The 16,676-nt window shown below is 71.6% G+C and carries 10 protein-coding genes and 1 tRNA gene; 5 read left to right on the top strand and 6 right to left on the bottom strand.

Features of this window, described 5'->3' with window-relative positions; all coding sequences use genetic code 11:
* The first annotated feature begins 66 nt into the window (after positions 1–66).
* Together EV372_RS10885 and EV372_RS10880 are read left to right on the top strand one after the other, a co-directional pair.
* Positions 67–1,866: a thiamine pyrophosphate-requiring protein gene (locus EV372_RS10885; RefSeq protein WP_130395911.1), complete on the top strand. Its 1,800-nt coding sequence runs from the start codon at positions 67–69 to the stop codon at positions 1,864–1,866.
* A gap of 55 nt (positions 1,867–1,921) precedes the next feature.
* Complete coding sequence (locus EV372_RS10880) at positions 1,922–3,736, top strand: glycoside hydrolase family 15 protein (RefSeq protein WP_130395910.1); 1,815 nt, start codon at positions 1,922–1,924, stop codon at positions 3,734–3,736.
* Positions 3,737–3,836: 100 nt separating this feature from the next.
* Here the strand turns inward: EV372_RS10880 and EV372_RS10875 are convergent, their stop codons facing one another.
* On the bottom strand, positions 3,837–5,207 hold the full coding sequence (locus tag EV372_RS10875; RefSeq protein ID WP_130395909.1) for an MFS transporter: 1,371 nt from the start codon (positions 5,205–5,207) through the stop codon (positions 3,837–3,839).
* Between the two features lie 526 nt (positions 5,208–5,733).
* On the opposite strand from EV372_RS10875, the gene EV372_RS10870 reads away from it, so the two are divergent.
* The 3 genes from EV372_RS10870 to EV372_RS10860 are packed head-to-tail and all read left to right on the top strand — an operon-like array spanning position 5,734 to position 10,024.
* Complete coding sequence (locus EV372_RS10870) at positions 5,734–6,054, top strand: trypco2 family protein (RefSeq protein WP_130395908.1); 321 nt, start codon at positions 5,734–5,736, stop codon at positions 6,052–6,054.
* Positions 6,054–8,609, top strand: coding sequence for a trypsin-like peptidase domain-containing protein (locus EV372_RS10865; RefSeq protein ID WP_130395907.1), 2,556 nt, complete (start codon positions 6,054–6,056; stop codon positions 8,607–8,609). Before EV372_RS10870 ends, EV372_RS10865 begins: the two co-directional genes overlap by 1 nt.
* The gene (locus EV372_RS10860; protein WP_130395906.1) at positions 8,606–10,024 is read left to right on the top strand and encodes an extracellular solute-binding protein; all 1,419 of its coding nucleotides are present in this window, start codon (positions 8,606–8,608) and stop codon (positions 10,022–10,024) included. The genes EV372_RS10865 and EV372_RS10860 overlap by 4 nt, the downstream gene beginning before the upstream one ends.
* 178 nt (positions 10,025–10,202) lie before the next feature.
* On the opposite strand, the gene EV372_RS10855 is transcribed toward EV372_RS10860, so the two are convergent.
* The 5 genes from EV372_RS10855 to gyrB all read right to left on the bottom strand — a co-directional run bounded on the left by EV372_RS10855 (position 10,203) and on the right by gyrB (position 16,616).
* Complete coding sequence (locus EV372_RS10855) at positions 10,203–10,553, bottom strand: hypothetical protein (RefSeq protein ID WP_130395905.1); 351 nt, start codon at positions 10,551–10,553, stop codon at positions 10,203–10,205.
* Positions 10,554–10,802: 249 nt separating this feature from the next.
* Positions 10,803–10,876 (bottom strand) — tRNA-Ile (locus tag EV372_RS10850).
* A 182-nt stretch (positions 10,877–11,058) separates the two neighbouring features.
* On the bottom strand, positions 11,059–11,793 hold the full coding sequence (locus tag EV372_RS10845; protein ID WP_130395904.1) for a DUF3566 domain-containing protein: 735 nt from the start codon (positions 11,791–11,793) through the stop codon (positions 11,059–11,061).
* 111 nt (positions 11,794–11,904) lie between these two features.
* Entirely contained in the window at positions 11,905–14,517 is a 2,613-nt protein-coding gene (gyrA, locus tag EV372_RS10840) for a DNA gyrase subunit A (RefSeq protein ID WP_197044405.1), read from the bottom strand.
* Positions 14,518–14,678: 161 nt separating this feature from the next.
* Positions 14,679–16,616: a DNA topoisomerase (ATP-hydrolyzing) subunit B gene (gene gyrB, locus EV372_RS10835; RefSeq protein ID WP_130395903.1), complete on the bottom strand. Its 1,938-nt coding sequence runs from the start codon at positions 16,614–16,616 to the stop codon at positions 14,679–14,681.
* Between the last annotated feature and the right edge of the window lie 60 nt (positions 16,617–16,676).

Raw genomic sequence — 16,676 nt, 5'->3', positions numbered from 1 at the left:
CGCGGCGGACGCGGCGCGGCGGGAACGGTGCCGGCCGACGGCGTCGAACCCGGGAGGGAAGCGGTCATGGCGGAACTGGTGTCCGACCACGTACTGAAGCGTCTGCGCGAGTGGGGGGTCGACCGCGTCTTCTCCTACGCGGGCGACGGCATCAACGGCCTGCTCGCCGCGTGGGAGCGGGCCGACGACCAGCCCCGCTTCATCCAGTCACGGCACGAGGAGCTGGCGGCCTTCGAGGCCACGGGGTACGCCAAGTTCTCCGGCCGGGTGGGGGTGTGCGCGGCCACGTCGGGCCCCGGCGCCATCCACCTGCTGAACGGCCTCTACGACGCCAAGCTCGACCACGTGCCGGTGGTGGCCATCCTCGGCCAGACCGCGCGCAGCGCGATGGGCGGCTCCTACCAGCAGGAGGTCGACCTGATGTCGCTGTACAAGGACGTGGCCAGCGACTACCTCCAGATGGTGACCGTCCCCGAGCAGCTGCCCAACGTGCTGGACCGGGCGATCCGGATCGCCGCGAGCAGGCGCACGGTCACGGCGGTCATCATCCCCGCCGACGTCCAGGACCTGGAGTACTCACCGCCCGAGCACGAGTTCAAGATGGTGCCCTCCAGCCTCGGCCTCCCCTCCCCGCGGTCCACGCCGTCCCCGGAGGGGCTGGCCGAGGCCGCCGAGATCCTCAACTCCGGTGAGCGCGTCGCCATGCTGGTCGGACAGGGGGCCAGGGGAGCGGCGGACGCCGTCGTCGAGATGGCCGACAGGCTCGGCGCCGGGGTGGCCAAGGCGCTGCTGGGCAAGGACGTCCTCCCCGACGACCTGCCCTTCGTGACCGGGTCGATCGGGCTGCTCGGCACCCGGCCCTCCTACGAGATGATGCGGGACTGCGACACCCTGCTCGTGGTGGGCTCCAGCTTCCCGTACAGCCAGTTCCTGCCCGAGTTCGACCAGGCGCGCGCCGTCCAGATCGACATCGACCCGACCATGGTCGGCATGCGCTACCCGTTCGAGTGCAACCTGGTCGGCGACTCCGCGCAGACGCTGCGGATGCTGCTGTCGCTCGTGGAGCGCAAGACCGACCGCTCCTGGCGGGAGAAGGTCGAGGACGACGTCGCGCGGTGGAGACAGGTCCTCGAACGGCGCGCCCACGTGGACGCCGACCCGGTCAACCCCGAGCGCGTCTTCCACGAGCTGTCCCCGCTGCTGCCCGACGACGTGATGGTGACCGCGGACTCCGGTTCGGCGGCCAACTGGTACGCGCGCCACCTGGTGTTCCGCGAGGGCATGCGCGGAACGCTGTCGGGCACGCTGGCCACGATGTGCCCCGGCGTCCCCTACGCCACGGGGGCGAAGTTCGCCCACCCCGACAGGCCGGTGGTCGCGCTCGTGGGGGACGGCGCCATGCAGATGAGCGGCATCAACGAGCTGATCACCATCGGCCACTACTGGAGGGAGTGGGAGGACCCGCGGGTGGTCGTCGCCGTCCTCAACAACCGCGACCTCAACCAGGTGACCTGGGAGCTGCGCGCGATGGGCGGCGCGCCGCAGTTCCCCCCCTCGCAGCGGATCCCCGACTTCCCCTACGCCGGGTTCGCCGAGAGCATCGGTCTGAGGGGGATCAAGGTGGACGACCCCTCCGACGTGCGCGACGCCTGGCAGCGGGCGCTGTCGGCGGACCGGCCCTGCGTGGTCGAGTTCGTCACCGACCCCGCCGTCCCGCCGATCCCGCCGCACGCGACGCTCGACCAGATGGAGAGCGTGGCCAAGGCCCTGGCCAAGGGCGACCCCGAGGCGTGGTCCGTGGTCAAGCGGGGCGTCGTGTCCAAGGCCCAGGAGTTCCTGCCGGGAGACGGGCGGGGAGGCCGCTGACGCGGGAGCGGGGAGCAACGCGCGATCCGGCCGTGGACGGGAAGGGGGACAGGGCGTGGCTCCGCCCATCGAGGACTACGCGTTTCTGGGTGACATGCAGACGTCGGCGCTGGTCGGCAGGGACGGGAGCGTGGACTGGCTGTGCCTGCCCAGGTTCGACTCCGGCGCCTGCTTCGCCGCCCTGCTGGGCGACGGGGACAACGGGCGCTGGACCATGGCCCCGGTCGGGGAGCACCGGGTCTCGGCGCGGCGGTACCGCTCCGACAGCCTGGTGCTGGAGACCGAGTTCCGGTGCGCGGACGGCGCGGTGCGGGTCGTGGACTGCATGCCCATCGGCGCGCACGAGATCGGTCTGGTGCGCCGGGTCGAGGGTGTGGAGGGCCGCGTGCGCATGCGGACCGAGGCCGTGCCGCGCTTCGACTACGGGTCGATCGTCCCGTGGGTGCGCAAGGACGGGCGGCGGCTGCACATGGTCGCCGGTCCGGACAGCTGCTACCTGGACTCCGACGTGGAGTTCGAGGTCGCGGCCCCGTCCAGACCGGTCGCGGAGTTCACGGTCGCCGCGGGGGACAGCGTGGACTTCGCCCTCGTGTGGACGCCGGTACGGGCCCCCGAGCCGGACCCGCCCCACGTGGGCACGCTCATCGAGCACACGGAGGAGGTGTGGCGGGAGTGGGCGTCCAGGTGCGCCTACCGGGGCGAGTACCGCGACGCGGTGGTCCGGTCGCTCATCACCCTCAAGGCCCTGACGCACGCGCCCGGCGGAGGCATGGTGGCCGCGGCCACCACCTCGCTGCCCGAGCAGCTGGGCGGCGTGCGCAACTGGGACTACCGCTACTGCTGGATACGCGACGCGACGCTGACGCTGCTGTCGCTGCTGGAGTCGGGCTACCAACGGGAGGCGGCCGACTGGCGCGAGTGGCTGCTGCGGGCGGTGGCCGGTGAGCCCGCGCAGATGCGGATCATGTACGGGATCGAGGGGGAGCGCAGGCTGCCCGAGCTGGAGCTGGACTGGCTGTCCGGTTACGAGGGCGCCCGCCCCGTCAGGATCGGCAACGAGGCGGCCTCGCAGTGGCAGCTCGACGTCTACGGCGAGGTGATGGACGTCTTCCACCAGGCCCGGGAGCACGGCATCCCGCCGAGGGACCCGGCCTGGCGGCTCCAGCGGCACCTGATGGACTTCCTGGAGTCGCACTGGCGGGACCCCGACAACGGGATCTGGGAGATGCGCGGGCCCCGGCGGCACTTCACGCACTCCAAGGTCATGGCGTGGACCGCGGCGGACCGGGCCGTCAGCGCCGTCGAGAGGTTCGGGCTGGAGGGCCCGCTGGACGACTGGAGGCGCCTGCGCGGGGAGATCTTCCGGGACGTGTGCGAGCACGGGTACGACCCCGGCCGGCGGACCTTCACCCAGTACTACGGTTCCGCGTCCCTGGACGCCTCGCTCCTGATGGCGAGCACCGTCGGCTTCCTCCCGGCCACCGACGAGCGCATGCGGGGGACGGTGGACGCCGTCCAGCGGGAACTGTGCAGCGGCGGCCTGGTCCAGCGCTACTCCATGGACGAGGGGACCCGGCACGTGGACGGCCTGCCCCCCGGTGAGGGCGTGTTCCTGCCCTGCACGTTCTGGCTGGTGGACAACCTCGTCCTCCAGGGCCGCGTGGACGAGGGCCGGGGGATCTTCGAGCACCTGCTGAGCCTGCGCAACGACGTGGGGCTGCTGGCGGAGGAGTACGACACCGGCGCGCGGAGGCTGGTCGGCAACTTCCCCCAGGCGCTGTCCCACATCGCCCTGGTCAACACCGCCTACGAGCTGGACCGGGACCGCCGGGGCCCGGCGCGCCAGCGCGCGGAGTCGCGGGGACGGTGACCGCGCCCGGGGGGGTGGTGGGTCGACAAGGCGACGGAGCGACAAGGCGACGCGGCGACAGACGGCGGGGCGGCGGACCGGTCCGCCGCCCCGCCGCCGCCTACGTGCCGACCGTGCTCGGCCTGGTGCCGTCCGCGTACAGATCCACGCCCTTGGGCTCCTTCACCAGGGTGACCCCGAGGAAGGAGACCGCGCAGGCCACGACGATGTAGACGCCGATCGACCACGAGGCGCCGGTCTCGGTGAGCAGCAGCTCGGCGATCATGGGCGCGAAGGCGCCGCCGAGGATCGCGCCGAGGGCGTAGCCGATGGACACGCCGGAGTAGCGGACCTCGGCCGGGAACATCTCCGCGTACAGCGCCGACTGGGGGCCGTAGCTCAGGCCCAGGGTGAGCGTGAAGACGAAGACGCCCGCGAAGTACAGGTAGATGTTGCCGGTGTCGACCATGAACCACATCGGCACGGACCAGGCGGCCAGCAGCACGTAGCCGAGCTGGAAGGTCCGCACCCGGCCGAGCTTGTCGCTCAGGATGCCGCCGTAGAGCGTGGAGATGAGCCAGCCGAACGAGGCGAGGGTGGTCGCCAGGAGCACGGGGCCGCGGTCCATGCCCAGGCCGAACTCCTCGACCGGCCGGGAGGCGTAGGTCGCCAGGTAGGCGATGACGAGGTACCCGGCGGCGTTGTTGGCGATGAAGATCAGCGCGGAGAGGACGACCTCACGGGTGTGCTCGCGGAACAGGCGGCCCAGCGGGGCGGAGGTCTCGGCCTTGCGCGCCTGCATGAGCTTGAAGACCGGGGACTCCTCCACGGACTTGCGGATGAGGTGGCCGATGATGATCAGCAGGAAGGACAGGAGGAAGGGGATGCGCCAGCCCCACTCCAGGAACGCCTCCGGGCCGATGGAGGCGGTGATCACCCAGACGACGAAGGTCGCCAGGATCATGCCGCAGGGGACCCCGATCTGCGGGTAGGCGCCGAAGAAGCCGCGCTTGCCGACCGGCGCGTGCTCCACCGACATCAGCGCCGCGCCGCCCCACTCGCCGCCCGCGGAGAAGCCCTGGAGGATGCGCAGGATGATCAGCAGGACGGGCGCGGCCACACCGATCTGGGCGTAGGTGGGCAGCACGCCGATCAGGCAGGTGGCGAGCCCCATCATGACCAGGGTCGCCACGAGCACGCGCTTGCGGCCGAACCTGTCCCCGAGGGCGCCCGCGACGATCGCGCCGAGCGGCCGGAAGAGGAAGGAGATGCCGATGGTCGCGAAGGACAGGACCTGGGCCAGCCCCGGGCTGTCCTCGGTCAGCGGCGACAGGAACAGGGGGGCGAGCACGAGGCCGGCGGCCTGCGCGTAGATGAAGAAGTCGTACCACTCGATGGTGGTGCCGACCATGGTCCCGGCGAGGACGCGCCGCCGCTCCCTGGTCTCGTTCGCGCCGCCCGGCCCTGGGGCCGTCGAGTCGGAAGTTGCCATTGGTGCTCCGTATGTTCTCTACCGACCGGAGGTCGGATTCCGCTCGTGGGCTCCTGGTATCGGCAGTCACGGTGACAATCACCCGCCCCTCCAGTCGCACAAGCGACAGGAAGGACATGTCCGACACCGGACTGAGCCCCAGGACACCATGCCATGTGACCCAAGGCACTTTCTACACCGGGGCCTACTTTTCGCAGCTCGAAAGCTATGTCCTGACCGAACGGTCGGTTAGATGGGTGGCACTGTCGGTGGCTCGCGGCCCGTGACCAGCCACGGACCGGCACCGGGCGGACGACATGTCGGCGGATCGACGAGTCGACATGGCGCCGAATCTGTTTCGGGGCGGAGAGGGGTCGTGATCAGGGAGAAGCCGGGCACTCCGTCCGAGAGCGGTTATGTACAGCGGAAAACACCCGGTTAGCGACGGGTCGGCGTGGAAAACTGACTACCACACCCGTCCTGTGACGTAGACCACGGCTCTGTTCCCGCCGTCCCCACGACGCAACGCCCCCCAGGGAGTCATCAGGTGTCCACCATCGGACTGTCCCAGGCCATCGACGAACTGCGCCAGGAGCTCGCCGCCGCGCGCCGGAAGGGGGAGGGCCACGAGATCGGCATCGAGATCGTCGAGGCCGAGGTCGAACTCCTCCTGGAGGCGCACCAGGAGGGAGCCGGGAAGGCCGGTGTGCGCTTCGGTGTGCTCTCCCTCAACGCCGAGGGCAAGGCCGGCCGCAGGGACACGCACCGGATCACTCTGAAGCTCGCCCTGACCGACGCGGACGGAAGGAAACTCGCGATCGCCTCCGATAGCGGAGCGGTCTGGGAGGACCGCAGGGACCTGGACTGATGGACCCGAGGTGTGTCGCGGACGTCCGCGTCGCCAGGGTCGGGGGCGCCTCCAGGGGAGGGACCGGCTACCTCGTCGGGCCCTCCCTCGTCCTCACCGCGGCCCACGTGCTCGACGGCCACGAGCGTGTCGACGTTCGCCTGGGAGCCGACCCGCCGAGCGGTTTCCTGCGGTGCTCCGTCGCCTGGTCGGACCGGAGGACGGACGTCGCCCTGCTGCGGCTGGAGGAGCCGCGGCCCCACCCCTCCGTGCGCTGGGGGAAGCTCTCGGCGGACGAACCGCAGCCGTACCGCTCGCTCGGCTACCCCGACCTCGCGGCCAACGACGGGGGCCGCGACCTGAAGGACCTGCGGGGGACCCTCAGCCCGTGGGACGGCATGGTCAGGAAGGACCTCCGGCTCGACGTCCAGCGGGAGTACGGCAACGACGTGTCGTGGAAGGGGGCCTCCGGCACCGCCGTGTTCGTCAGGGAACGGCTGGTGGGCGTCATCGTCGGCCACGACCGGCGCAACGGGGACCTGGTCGCCCGCCGGTCCACGCGGTTCGCCCGCGACAGGGACTTCCGGCGCCTGGTCGGGGAGGACGCGGGGGCGGAGCCGTGGCTCGTCCCGGTGGACCTCCCGCGCGCGGCGCGCAACACCGCCCGGCGTTTCGTCCGCGCCCGGCTCTCCTCCCTGCGCAGGCTTCCGCACACGCTCGCGGTGGCCGTCCGGGAACGGCGCGGTCACGGCACGCGGGCGGGGACGGCGGCCGTCCCCGCCCGGAGGAGCCGTGCCGCGGCGGGGAGGCGGGGGCGCCGTGGTGCCGGGCGACCGGTGTGGCCCCTGGCCGTCGCCGCCGTCGCGCTGCTCACCCTCGTCCCGAACGGCGTGTACTGGCTGCGGGCCAACGGCCACCTGGGGCTGGTCCTCCCGTGCGCCCCGCCCACCGAGCTCACCGTGCTCACCACCCCGGACCAGCACGCCGTCGTCCAGCGGGCCGCCGACGACTTCTCCGCCCACCTCGGCGGCCGGGACGAGAGGAGCGGCTGCGTGCCCGTGCGCGTCAGCGTCACCGTCGCGGGCGGGGCCGCGCGGACGCGCGAGCTGCTGCGCGAGGGGTGGACCGACCTGCGGGCGGGGCCCCGCCCGCACGTGTGGCTGCCGGACTCCAGCGCGGACGTCGCCCTGCTGCGCGGGGATCCGGGTGACGCGCCCGGCCTGGAGGCGGGGGAGGGGAGCGCCACCAGGCTCACACCCGTGGTGCTGGGGCTGCCCGAGTCCGCGGGCGACATCCCCGCCTGTTCCGGGACCGACCCGGGCGGAGCGCGTTCGAACCTCGTCGTCTGCACGGCCGCGGCGGCGGAGGCCGGGCTCCTCCTGGCCCGCCCCTCACCGGAGGCCTCGGTCTCGGCGCTGATCCAGACCGAGGCCCTGTACTCCGCGTACGGGGACGGGGGCGCCGAGGAGGTCCAGATCGCGGAGGCCCGCGCGACCTCGGCCGGGCTCGACGCCGAGGGCAACCTCGGCCTGCTGTGCGCGCTGCGCGGCGGGAGCGCCGACCCCGCCTCCGTCGGGGTGTTCAGCACCGAGTACGCGATCAACGCCTACAACACGGGCGGGCAGCTCGGCCCCGGGTGCGGGCCGACGGGCGAAGCGCCGGACGAGCCCCTGGTCCCCGTCTACTTCTCCGAGACGCCCGGCCTGGACCACCCGTTCGTACGGCTGGACTGGGGCGGCGACGGGGTCGAACGGGAGGTGGAGGCGTTCGGGGAGTGGATGCGCCGCCCCCGGGGGACAACGGCCTTCCACGGCTACCGGACGGTGGAGGGCGCCATGGTCGGCGGGGAGGCGGAACGGTTCCTGATGGAGGTCACGCACCTCAACTCGGCCCGGCAGGACGAGGAGTGGCGGGAGCGGCTGGAGTCCGGGCTGCGGCAGCAGGAGCGCTCCCGCACCCCGGTCGAGGTCCTGCTCGTGGTCGACCGCTCCGACTCCATGAGCGGCCCCGGCACGGGCGGCACCCGGCTGGCGACCGCGCAACAGCTGGCCCGGACCGCCGTCGGCCTCCTGGGGGAGCAGGACACCGTGGGGGTCTGGGCCTTTCCCGAGGGCGGACCGGGCAACGACGTCACCGGCCAGGAGCGCGTCCTGCCCCCGGAACCGGGCATGGACGCGCGCAGGGAGAAGTCGGCGCGCGAGGCGATCGGCGCGCTGAGCGCCGAGTTCCCGGCCACCCCGCTGGCCGACGCGATCCGCGACGGCGCCGAGGAGCTGGAGTCCTGCGCCGACCGTCCGGGGGAGCCCGGCGCCTGCGCCCTGGTCGTCCTCACCGACGGCGTCGCCCTCCCCGAGCCGCGCGGCGGCGCGCGGGCGGACGACGTGGCCGCCGTGCTGGAGGACCTCGACGAGCGCGTGCGGGTGCACGTGGTGTCCGTGGGCGACGAGGGGTGCGGCGGGGACGGGCTGCTCAGTCGGCTGGCGGGCGCGGGGGCCGAGTGCCACCACCCGCGCGCCGACGAACTCGAACAGGTCGTCTACGGCATCGTGGCCGGGACCAGGGCGGCGACGCCGTGAGGGCCCGCCAGAGGCCGCCGCGGCCGGTCGTGTGCGCGCTCCTGTCGCTCCTGCTGCTGGGCTCCGCCGCCTGCGACGCGCGGGGCGGGCGGGACGAACGGGTCCTGCGCGTCGCCCTCCCCGTGGACGTCACCGCCACGGGGGACACGGGCGAGGGCGGGGTGTACACGCGGCTCATCGAGCGCTGGGAGGCGGAGAACGAGGGGTGGGAGGTCGACGTCCGGTGGCTCTCGCCCCGGGCGGACGAGCAGCGCTCGCAGATGGTCGTGGCGATGCAGGCCGACCCGGCGGCCTACGACGTCCTCCTCCTCGACAACCAGTGGGTGCCGGAGTTCCACGAACGCGGCTGGCTGGCGGAGGTGGACACCGGCGGAGACGGCCCGCTGGCGTGGAACGGCTTCCTGGGCCGCGCCCGGGACGCGGTGTGCTACGAGGGCCGGGCGCGGGCGGTGCCGTTCCACATGGACGTGGGCCTGCTCTACTACCGCGCCGACCTGGTCGGCCCCGAGGAGGTCACCGCCCGGATCGAGGAGGACGGCTGGCGCGGGCTGCTCGGCCTCGCGGACGAGGTGCGCGACGAGCACGGCCTGGAGCACGGGTACACGGGCCAGTTCGGCGACTACGAGGGCCTGACCGTCAACGCCCTGGAGTTCGTCCTCGGCGGACACCCCGGTCTGGAGGCGGACAGCCGGGGGACCTTCCACGGCGCGGACGGAGCGGACGGCGGGGCGGAGGACGGCTGTGTCACGTCCGCCGGTGCGAGCGGAGAGTTCCAGGGCCTGGAGGTGCTGGAGGCGGGGCTGGACCCCGAGGCCGGGGGCGTCATCCCGCGCGCGGCCCTGGAGGAGACCGAGACCGAGAGCCTGAACCGGTTCCGCGGCGGCGAGGTGGTGTTCATGCGCCACTGGCCCCGGGTCGTGCCCCAGCTCCAGGCCGACTCCGAGAGCGCCGAGACGCTCCGGGAGGGGCTGCGCTGGGTCGGCTGGGCGGGGGAGGCCGAGGGCGGCGCCCCCGCGTTCGGGGTGCTCCGGCTGCCCGCGGCCGTGCTCGGCGGCAACAGCCTGGCGGTCACCGGGGAGTCGCCGCACCGGGACGAGGCCTGGAGCCTGGTCGCGGCCATGACCGGGCAGGAGGTCCAGGCGGAGTTCCGGGAGGCCGGTCTGCTCCCCGCCCGCGGCAGCGGCTACCGGCTGAGCGACGCCGAGGACCGGGACGTGCGGTACTGGGAGGAGCTGCGCGACGCCGTCGGCGAGGGGCTGCTGCGGCCGCGCACCCCCTACTACCCGTACGTGAGCGAGGTGCTGCGGGACCACGTGGACACGCAGATCCGCCCGGGCTCGACCGACCCGCACCCCGAGGACATGGTGTGCGAGCTCAACGCCGCGCTCGCCGGGAGGGTCAGCACGTGCGGCTGACGGCCCCGGGGCGGCAGGCCCCCGAGTCGACAGGTACACGAATCGACACGTGCACGAGTCGACACGTCGACCCGGACCGCCGTCGCGGCTCAGGGGCCGTGACACCCGCGCGGAGCACACCCGCTGGGGCGGCGGAGCCGGGCGGCGCCCGTTCCGCCAACCGGTTCCGGCGCGGGCCCTACCGCCCGCCCCGGCCGTAGCCCTGGTTGACCTGGATCTGGAGCATGTTGCCGAGGTGGTGGTGCAGGCTGGCGGCGACCTCGCTGCCCTCGCCCCAGTCGACGATGCCGAACTTCATGCTGGGCGTCACCCTCATGTGCGTGCCCCGGGGGTGGGGGAAGAGGTCGACGTACACGTTGAACCCCCAGGTGAGCAGGCTCATGCCGGTGGAGAAGGCGTAGCGGTAACCGGCGCCGGGCACCGGGTTCCCCGGGCCCGAGGCCCCCTTGGTGCGCGACACGGAGTGGGGGAGCATGTTCCACACCTGGTCGATGTGGAACGGCAGCTGGTAGTCGAAGGTCGTGGCCACGCTTCTCCGTCCTCGCTCTGGAGGCCGCCCGCGTCCCGCGCTCCGGGGCGGAGGTGACGACGCCCTCCCGATGCGGCGCATCCTACATGCGCCCGTGATCGCACCAGGTCCCCGAGTCGACGGGTGTACGAGTCGACAGGTCGACACGTCCCGTTGTCGACACGGCGACTCGGCGGGCCGGGCCGGGCGCCGACGCGCGTGTGGCGCGCGGACATGAGAAAAGGCCCCCGTGGGGAGCCTTCTCGTGTGTGGGCGTACCAGGACTTGAACCTGGGGCCTCATCCTTATCAGGGATGCGCTCTAACCGACTGAGCTATACGCCCTTGCTGCGTGTGGAACTCTACCGCATCGGCGGGACCGGGGCGAACCGGTGATCCGGGGCGGACACGAGGCGGGACGCGGCGCACGCGTCCCTTTCCACCTCCCATTTTACCCGGGTGCGGAAGTGCTCCGAACCAACGCGTGAGGGCCCGGCCCCAGCGGGGACCGGGCCCTCACGGCGGTGCTACTCGGCCTCGGACAGCGTCACGTCGATGCCGCCGACCAGGTCGGCGACGAGGTTGTACAGCATGGCGCCCACCGTGGACAGGGCGGTGATCAGCACGATGTTCAGCGCGCCGACCACGCCGGTGTACCCCAGGACGCGGCCCGGCGAGAACCAGGAGGCCGGGTCGAGGCCGAGCTCGTCCTCGGTCCCGTCGCCCTCCAGGAGCGCCGTGAGCATGTTGGTCAGCTCGTCGAAGACACCCAGCATCGACAGCGTCGCGTAGATCACCGCGATCGCCACGAACAGGATGATGAAGCACACCAGGGAGACGACGAAGCTGAACTTCATCACAGACCACGGCTCCACGCGGGAGACCGACAGGTGTGCCTTACGGCTGGACAGGCTGGCCTTCACGGCGCTCGGACCCTCAGGCACCGAGGTCTTCGATTCGGACACTGGCGTTCCCCCCGCTTCGGCGCGGTCCTCCGCCACGGGTTCGGCCGGTCCGGCGGCGGCCTCGGACCCGGTGTCCGCCTTGTCGGCGGAGCCCTCGTCCTCGACGCCGGCCTCCTCGGCCGTGCCGGCCTCGGTGGCGCCCGTCGCCGCCTCGGCCGTGTCGTCGACCTCGGTGGTCACGGCGGCCCCCGCTTCTGCCGTGTCCTTCTCGGTCGTCTCCACGTCCCCGCCCCGGGCGGTCTCCGCCGTGTCCGGGTCGGTTTCGTTCGTGGTGGTGTTCCGCTGGTTGTCAGACATAGAAACGTTACCGCTGGACTTTCCTTGAGAACGGGTGATTGGCGCGACCAGGGCGTCCGCGGGGTCCGCGCAAAACGAACCCCGCGGCCCATATGGGGCCTAACGCGAAGTCTAGGCCTCCGGGTTGCCTTCGGCGTTCGCGTTCACGTCCTCGGCCGTGTCGGCGGCCGCCTCACCCGCGTCCTCGGCCGTCTCGACGGCCTCCTCCTCGGCGGCCTCGGCGTTGCGCGCCACGGCCACGATCTTGTTGCCCTTGGCCAGGTTCATCAGCCGGACGCCCATGGTCGTGCGGCCGGACCGCTTGACCTCGTCGGCGCCGGTGCGGATGACACCGCCCACGGAGGTGATCGCGAAGACCTCGTCCACCTCGGGGTCGATCATCAGGGCGCCGACCAGCTTGCCGCGGGCCTCCACCACCTTGGCCGTCAGCACGCCCTTGCCGCCGCGGTTCTGCACCGGGTACTGGTCGGACGGGGTGCGCTTGGCGTAGCCGTTCTCGGTGGTGACCAGGACGTCCGTGGAGCCGTCGCCGGGCCGGATGACGTCCATGCTCAGCAGGTAGTCGTCCTCCAGGAACCGCATGCCGATCACGCCGCTGGTGGCGCGGCCCATGGGGCGCAGCGACTCGTCGGAGGCCGGGAACCGGATCGCCTGGGCGTCGCTGGAGATCAGCAGCAGGTCGTCGTCGGGGAAGACCAGCCGGGCGGCGATCAGCTCGTCGCCCTCGCGCAGGTTGATCGCGATGATGCCCGCCGCGCGCGCCGAGTCGAAGTCCTCCAGGCGGGACTTCTTGACCAGGCCCTCACGGGTGGCGAGCACCAGGTACGGGGCGGCCTCGTAGTCGCGCAGCGCCATGATCTGCGCGATCTCCTCGCCCGGCTGGAACGGGAGCAGGTTCGCCACGTGCTGGCCGCGCGCGTCGCGGGCGGCCTCGGGCAGCTCGTAGGCCTTCGTGCGGTACACCCGGCCCTGGTTGGTGAAGCACAGGATCCAGTTGTGGGTGGTGGTGACGAAGAAGTGCTGGACGATGTCGTCCTGCTTGAGCTGGGCCCCGCGCACACCCTTGCCGCCGCGCTTCTGGGCGCGGTAGTTGTCGATGCGCGTGCGCTTGGCGTATCCACCGCGGGAGATCGTGACGACCACGTCCTCCTCGGCGATGAAGTCCTCCATGCGCATGTCGCCCTCGAAGGGGATGATGTGCGTGCGCCGCTCGTCGCCGTACTTCTCCACGATCTCGCCGAGCTCCTCGCGGATGATGCTCCGCTGGCGCGTGTCCGATTCGAGGATGTCGTTGTAGTCGGCGATCTGCGCCATGAGCTCGTCGTACTCGGCCGTCAGCGCGTTGCGCTCCAGGGCGGCGAGCTTGCGCAGCTGCATGTCGAGGATGGCGCGGGCCTGGATGTCGTCGATCTCCAGCAGGTCCATCAGGCCGGTGCGGGCCTGGTCCGCGGAGGCGCTGGCCCGGATGAGGTTGATGACCTCGTCGATGCGGTCCATGGCCCGCAGCAGCGCGCGCAGGATGTGCGCCCGCTCCTCGGCCTTGCGCAGCAGGTACCGGGTCCGGCGGACGATGACCTCGACCTGGTGCTTGACCCAGTGCCGGATCATCTGGTCCAGGCGCAGGGTGCGCGGCACCCCGTCGACCAGCGCGAGCATGTTCGCGCCGAAGGTCTCCTGGAGCTGGGTGTGCTTGTAGAGGTTGTTCAGCACGACCTTGGCGACGGCGTCGCGCTTGAGCACGATGACCAGGCGCTGTCCGGTGCGGCCGCTGCTCTCGTCGCGCACGTCGGCGATGCCGGTGATCTTGCCGTCCTTGACCAGGTCGGCGATCTTGAGCGCGAGGTTGTCCGGGTTGACCTGGTAGGGCAGCTCGGTGACGACCAGGGTCTGGCGGCCCCGCTTGTCCTCCTCCACCTCGACCACGGCGCGCATGGTGATGGAGCCGCGCCCGGTCCGGTACGCCTCCTCGATCCCGCGCTTGCCGACGATGAGCCCGCGGGTGGGGAAGTCGGGGCCCTTGACGCGCGCGATGAGCGCGTCGAGCAGCTCCTCGTCCTGGGCCTCGGGGTTGTCGAGGTACCAGTTGACGCCGTCGGCGACCTCGCGCAGGTTGTGCGGCGGGATGTTGGTGGCCATACCGACCGCGATGCCCGAGGAGCCGTTGACCAGCAGGTTCGGGAAGCGGGCGGGCAGCACGACGGGCTCGGAGGAGCGGCCGTCGTAGTTGGGCCGGAAGTCGACGGTGTCCTTGTCGATGTCCCGGAGCATCTCCATGGCCAGCGGCGCGAGCTTGCACTCGGTGTAGCGCATGGCGGCGGCCGGGTCGTTGCCCGCCGAGCCGAAGTTGCCGTTGGGGTCGACCAGCGGCATCCGCATCGACCACCACTGCGCCAGGCGCACCAGGGTGTCGTAGATGGCGCTGTCACCGTGCGGGTGGTAGTTGCCCATGACGTCGCCGACGACGCGGGCGCACTTGAAGTAGCCGCGGTCGGGGCGGTAGCCGCCGTCGTACATGGCGTAGAGCACGCGCTGGTGGACCGGCTTGAGGCCGTCGCGCACGTCGGGCAGGGCGCGGCCGACGATGACCGACATCGCGTAGTCGAGGTAGCTGCGCTGCATCTCGACCTGGATGTCGACGGGCTCGATCCGGTCGGTCACACGCGGCGGGGCCTCCACAGTGGAGTCCCCGCCCTCAGGGGCGTCGGGGTTGTTCGCATCCGTCACGGATGTCGGTCCCTTCTACGAAGCTTGCTTGAGCACGGGTGGGAGCGGGGCCCGGGTCCTCGGGGCCCAGGCCGTGTCTCTCGGACCGGTCTCAGCCCGCGGGGGCCGGTTCGGGCGCCCGAACACGGACCGAGGCGAAGCGGAGGTCCGAGAAACACCGCCTAGATGTCCAGGAAGCGGACGTCCTTGGCGTTGCGCTGGATGAAGGCGCGCCGCGACTCGACGTCCTCACCCATGAGCACGCTGAACAGTTCGTCGGCCTGGGCCGCGTCCTCCAGGCTGACCTGGAGCAGGACGCGGCGGTCCGGGTCCATCGTGGTGTCCCACAGCTCGTTGGCGTTCATCTCGCCCAGACCCTTGAAGCGCTGCACCATGTCGCGCGGGCGCGGGTCCCTCTTGCCCTGGGCGATCCCGGCCTCGATGACCCGGTCGCGCTCGGCGTCGGAGAAGGCGTAGCTGGCGTCGCTGCCCTTCTGGTCCCACTTGATCTTGTACAGCGGCGGCGCGGCCAGGTAGACGTTCCCGGCCTCGACCAGCGGCTTCATGAAGCGGAACAGCAGGGTGAGCAGCAGCGTGCGGATGTGCTGGCCGTCGACGTCGGCGTCGGCCATCAGGATGACCTTGTGGTACCGCAGCTTCTCGGCGTCGAACTCCTCGTGGATGCCGGTGCCCAGGGCGGTGATGATCGCCTGGACCTCCGCGTTCTTGAGGATGCGGTCGATGCGCGACTTCTCGACGTTCAGGATCTTGCCCCGGATGGGCAGGATGGCCTGGTTGTGCGGGTTGCGGCCGCCCTTGGCGGAGCCGCCGGCCGAGTCGCCCTCGACGATGTAGACCTCGCACTCCTCCGGGTTGGTGGACTGGCAGTCCGACAGCTTGCCCGGGAGGGAGGTGGTCTCCAGCAGCGTCTTGCGGCGGGTCAGGTCGCGGGCCTGGCGGGCGGCCACGCGCGCGCGTGCGGCCTGGCTGGCCTTGGACACGATGTCCTTGGCCTCGCCGGGGTTGCGCTCGAACCAGTCGCGCAGGTGCTCGTTGGTGACCTTCTGGACGAAGGACTTGGCCTCGGTGTTGCCCAGCTTGGTCTTGGTCTGGCCCTCGAACTGCGGGTCGGCCAGCTTGACCGAGATGATGGCGGTCAGGCCCTCGCGGATGTCGTCGCCGGTGAGGTTGTCGTCCTTCTCGCGCAGCAGCTTCTGGTCGCGGGCGTACCGGTTGACCAGGGTGGTCAGCGCGGAGCGGAAGCCCTCCTCGTGCGTGCCGCCCTCAGCCGTGTTGATGGTGTTGGCGAAGGTGTGCACGGAGGAGGTGTAGGACTGGTTCCACTGCATGGCGATCTCGACCGAGATCCCCTCGCCCTCCTCCTCGAAGGAGATGATCGACGCGTGCGCCGGCTCCTTCTTGGCGTTGATGTGGCGGACGTAGTCCGACAGCCCCTCGTCGTAGTGGAAGGTGTTGACCGTCGGTCCGCCGTCGGTGTGCTCGGGCCGCTCGTCGCGGATGGTGATGGACAGCCCCTTGTTGAGGAAGGCCATCTCCTGCATGCGGCGGGCGAGCGTCTCGAAGGAGAACGTGGTGGTCTCGAAGATGCCGCCGTCCGGCCAGAAGGTGATCTGGGTGCCGGTCTCGTCGGTGCTCTCGCCCTTGACGAGCTCGCCGGTGGGCGCGGTCATCTCGTAGCGCTGGCGCCACACGTGCCCGTGGAGGCGGATCTCCACCTCCAGCGCGGTGGACAGCGCGTTGACGACGGAGACGCCGACACCGTGCAGACCGCCGGAGACCGCGTAGGACTTGCCGTCGAACTTGCCGCCCGCGTGCAGCGTGGTGAGGACGACCTCGACGGCGGGGCGCTTCTCCACCGGGTGGAGATCGGTGGGGATGCCGCGGCCGTTGTCGGCCACGCACACGCCGCCGTCGGCCAGCAGGGTCACCTCGATGGCGTCGGCGTGGCCCGCCAGCGCCTCGTCGACGGAGTTGTCGACCACCTCGTAGACCAGGTGGTGCAGGCCCCGCTCCCCTGTGGAACCGATGTACATTCCGGGGCGCTTGCGGACCGCCTCAAGCCCCTCCAGAACCGTGATTGAACCTGCGTCGTAGGCCAAGTGGGAACACCCTCCTGCTGGGGACGCCTGCCGACCGCGGCCGAGCGGCGACGGTCACCC

It is taken from the genome of Nocardiopsis sp. CNZ308 (assembly GCF_004217075.1).
The sequence above is the reverse complement of the archived record's forward strand: the minus strand, read 5'-3'. Positions and strand labels throughout refer to the sequence as shown.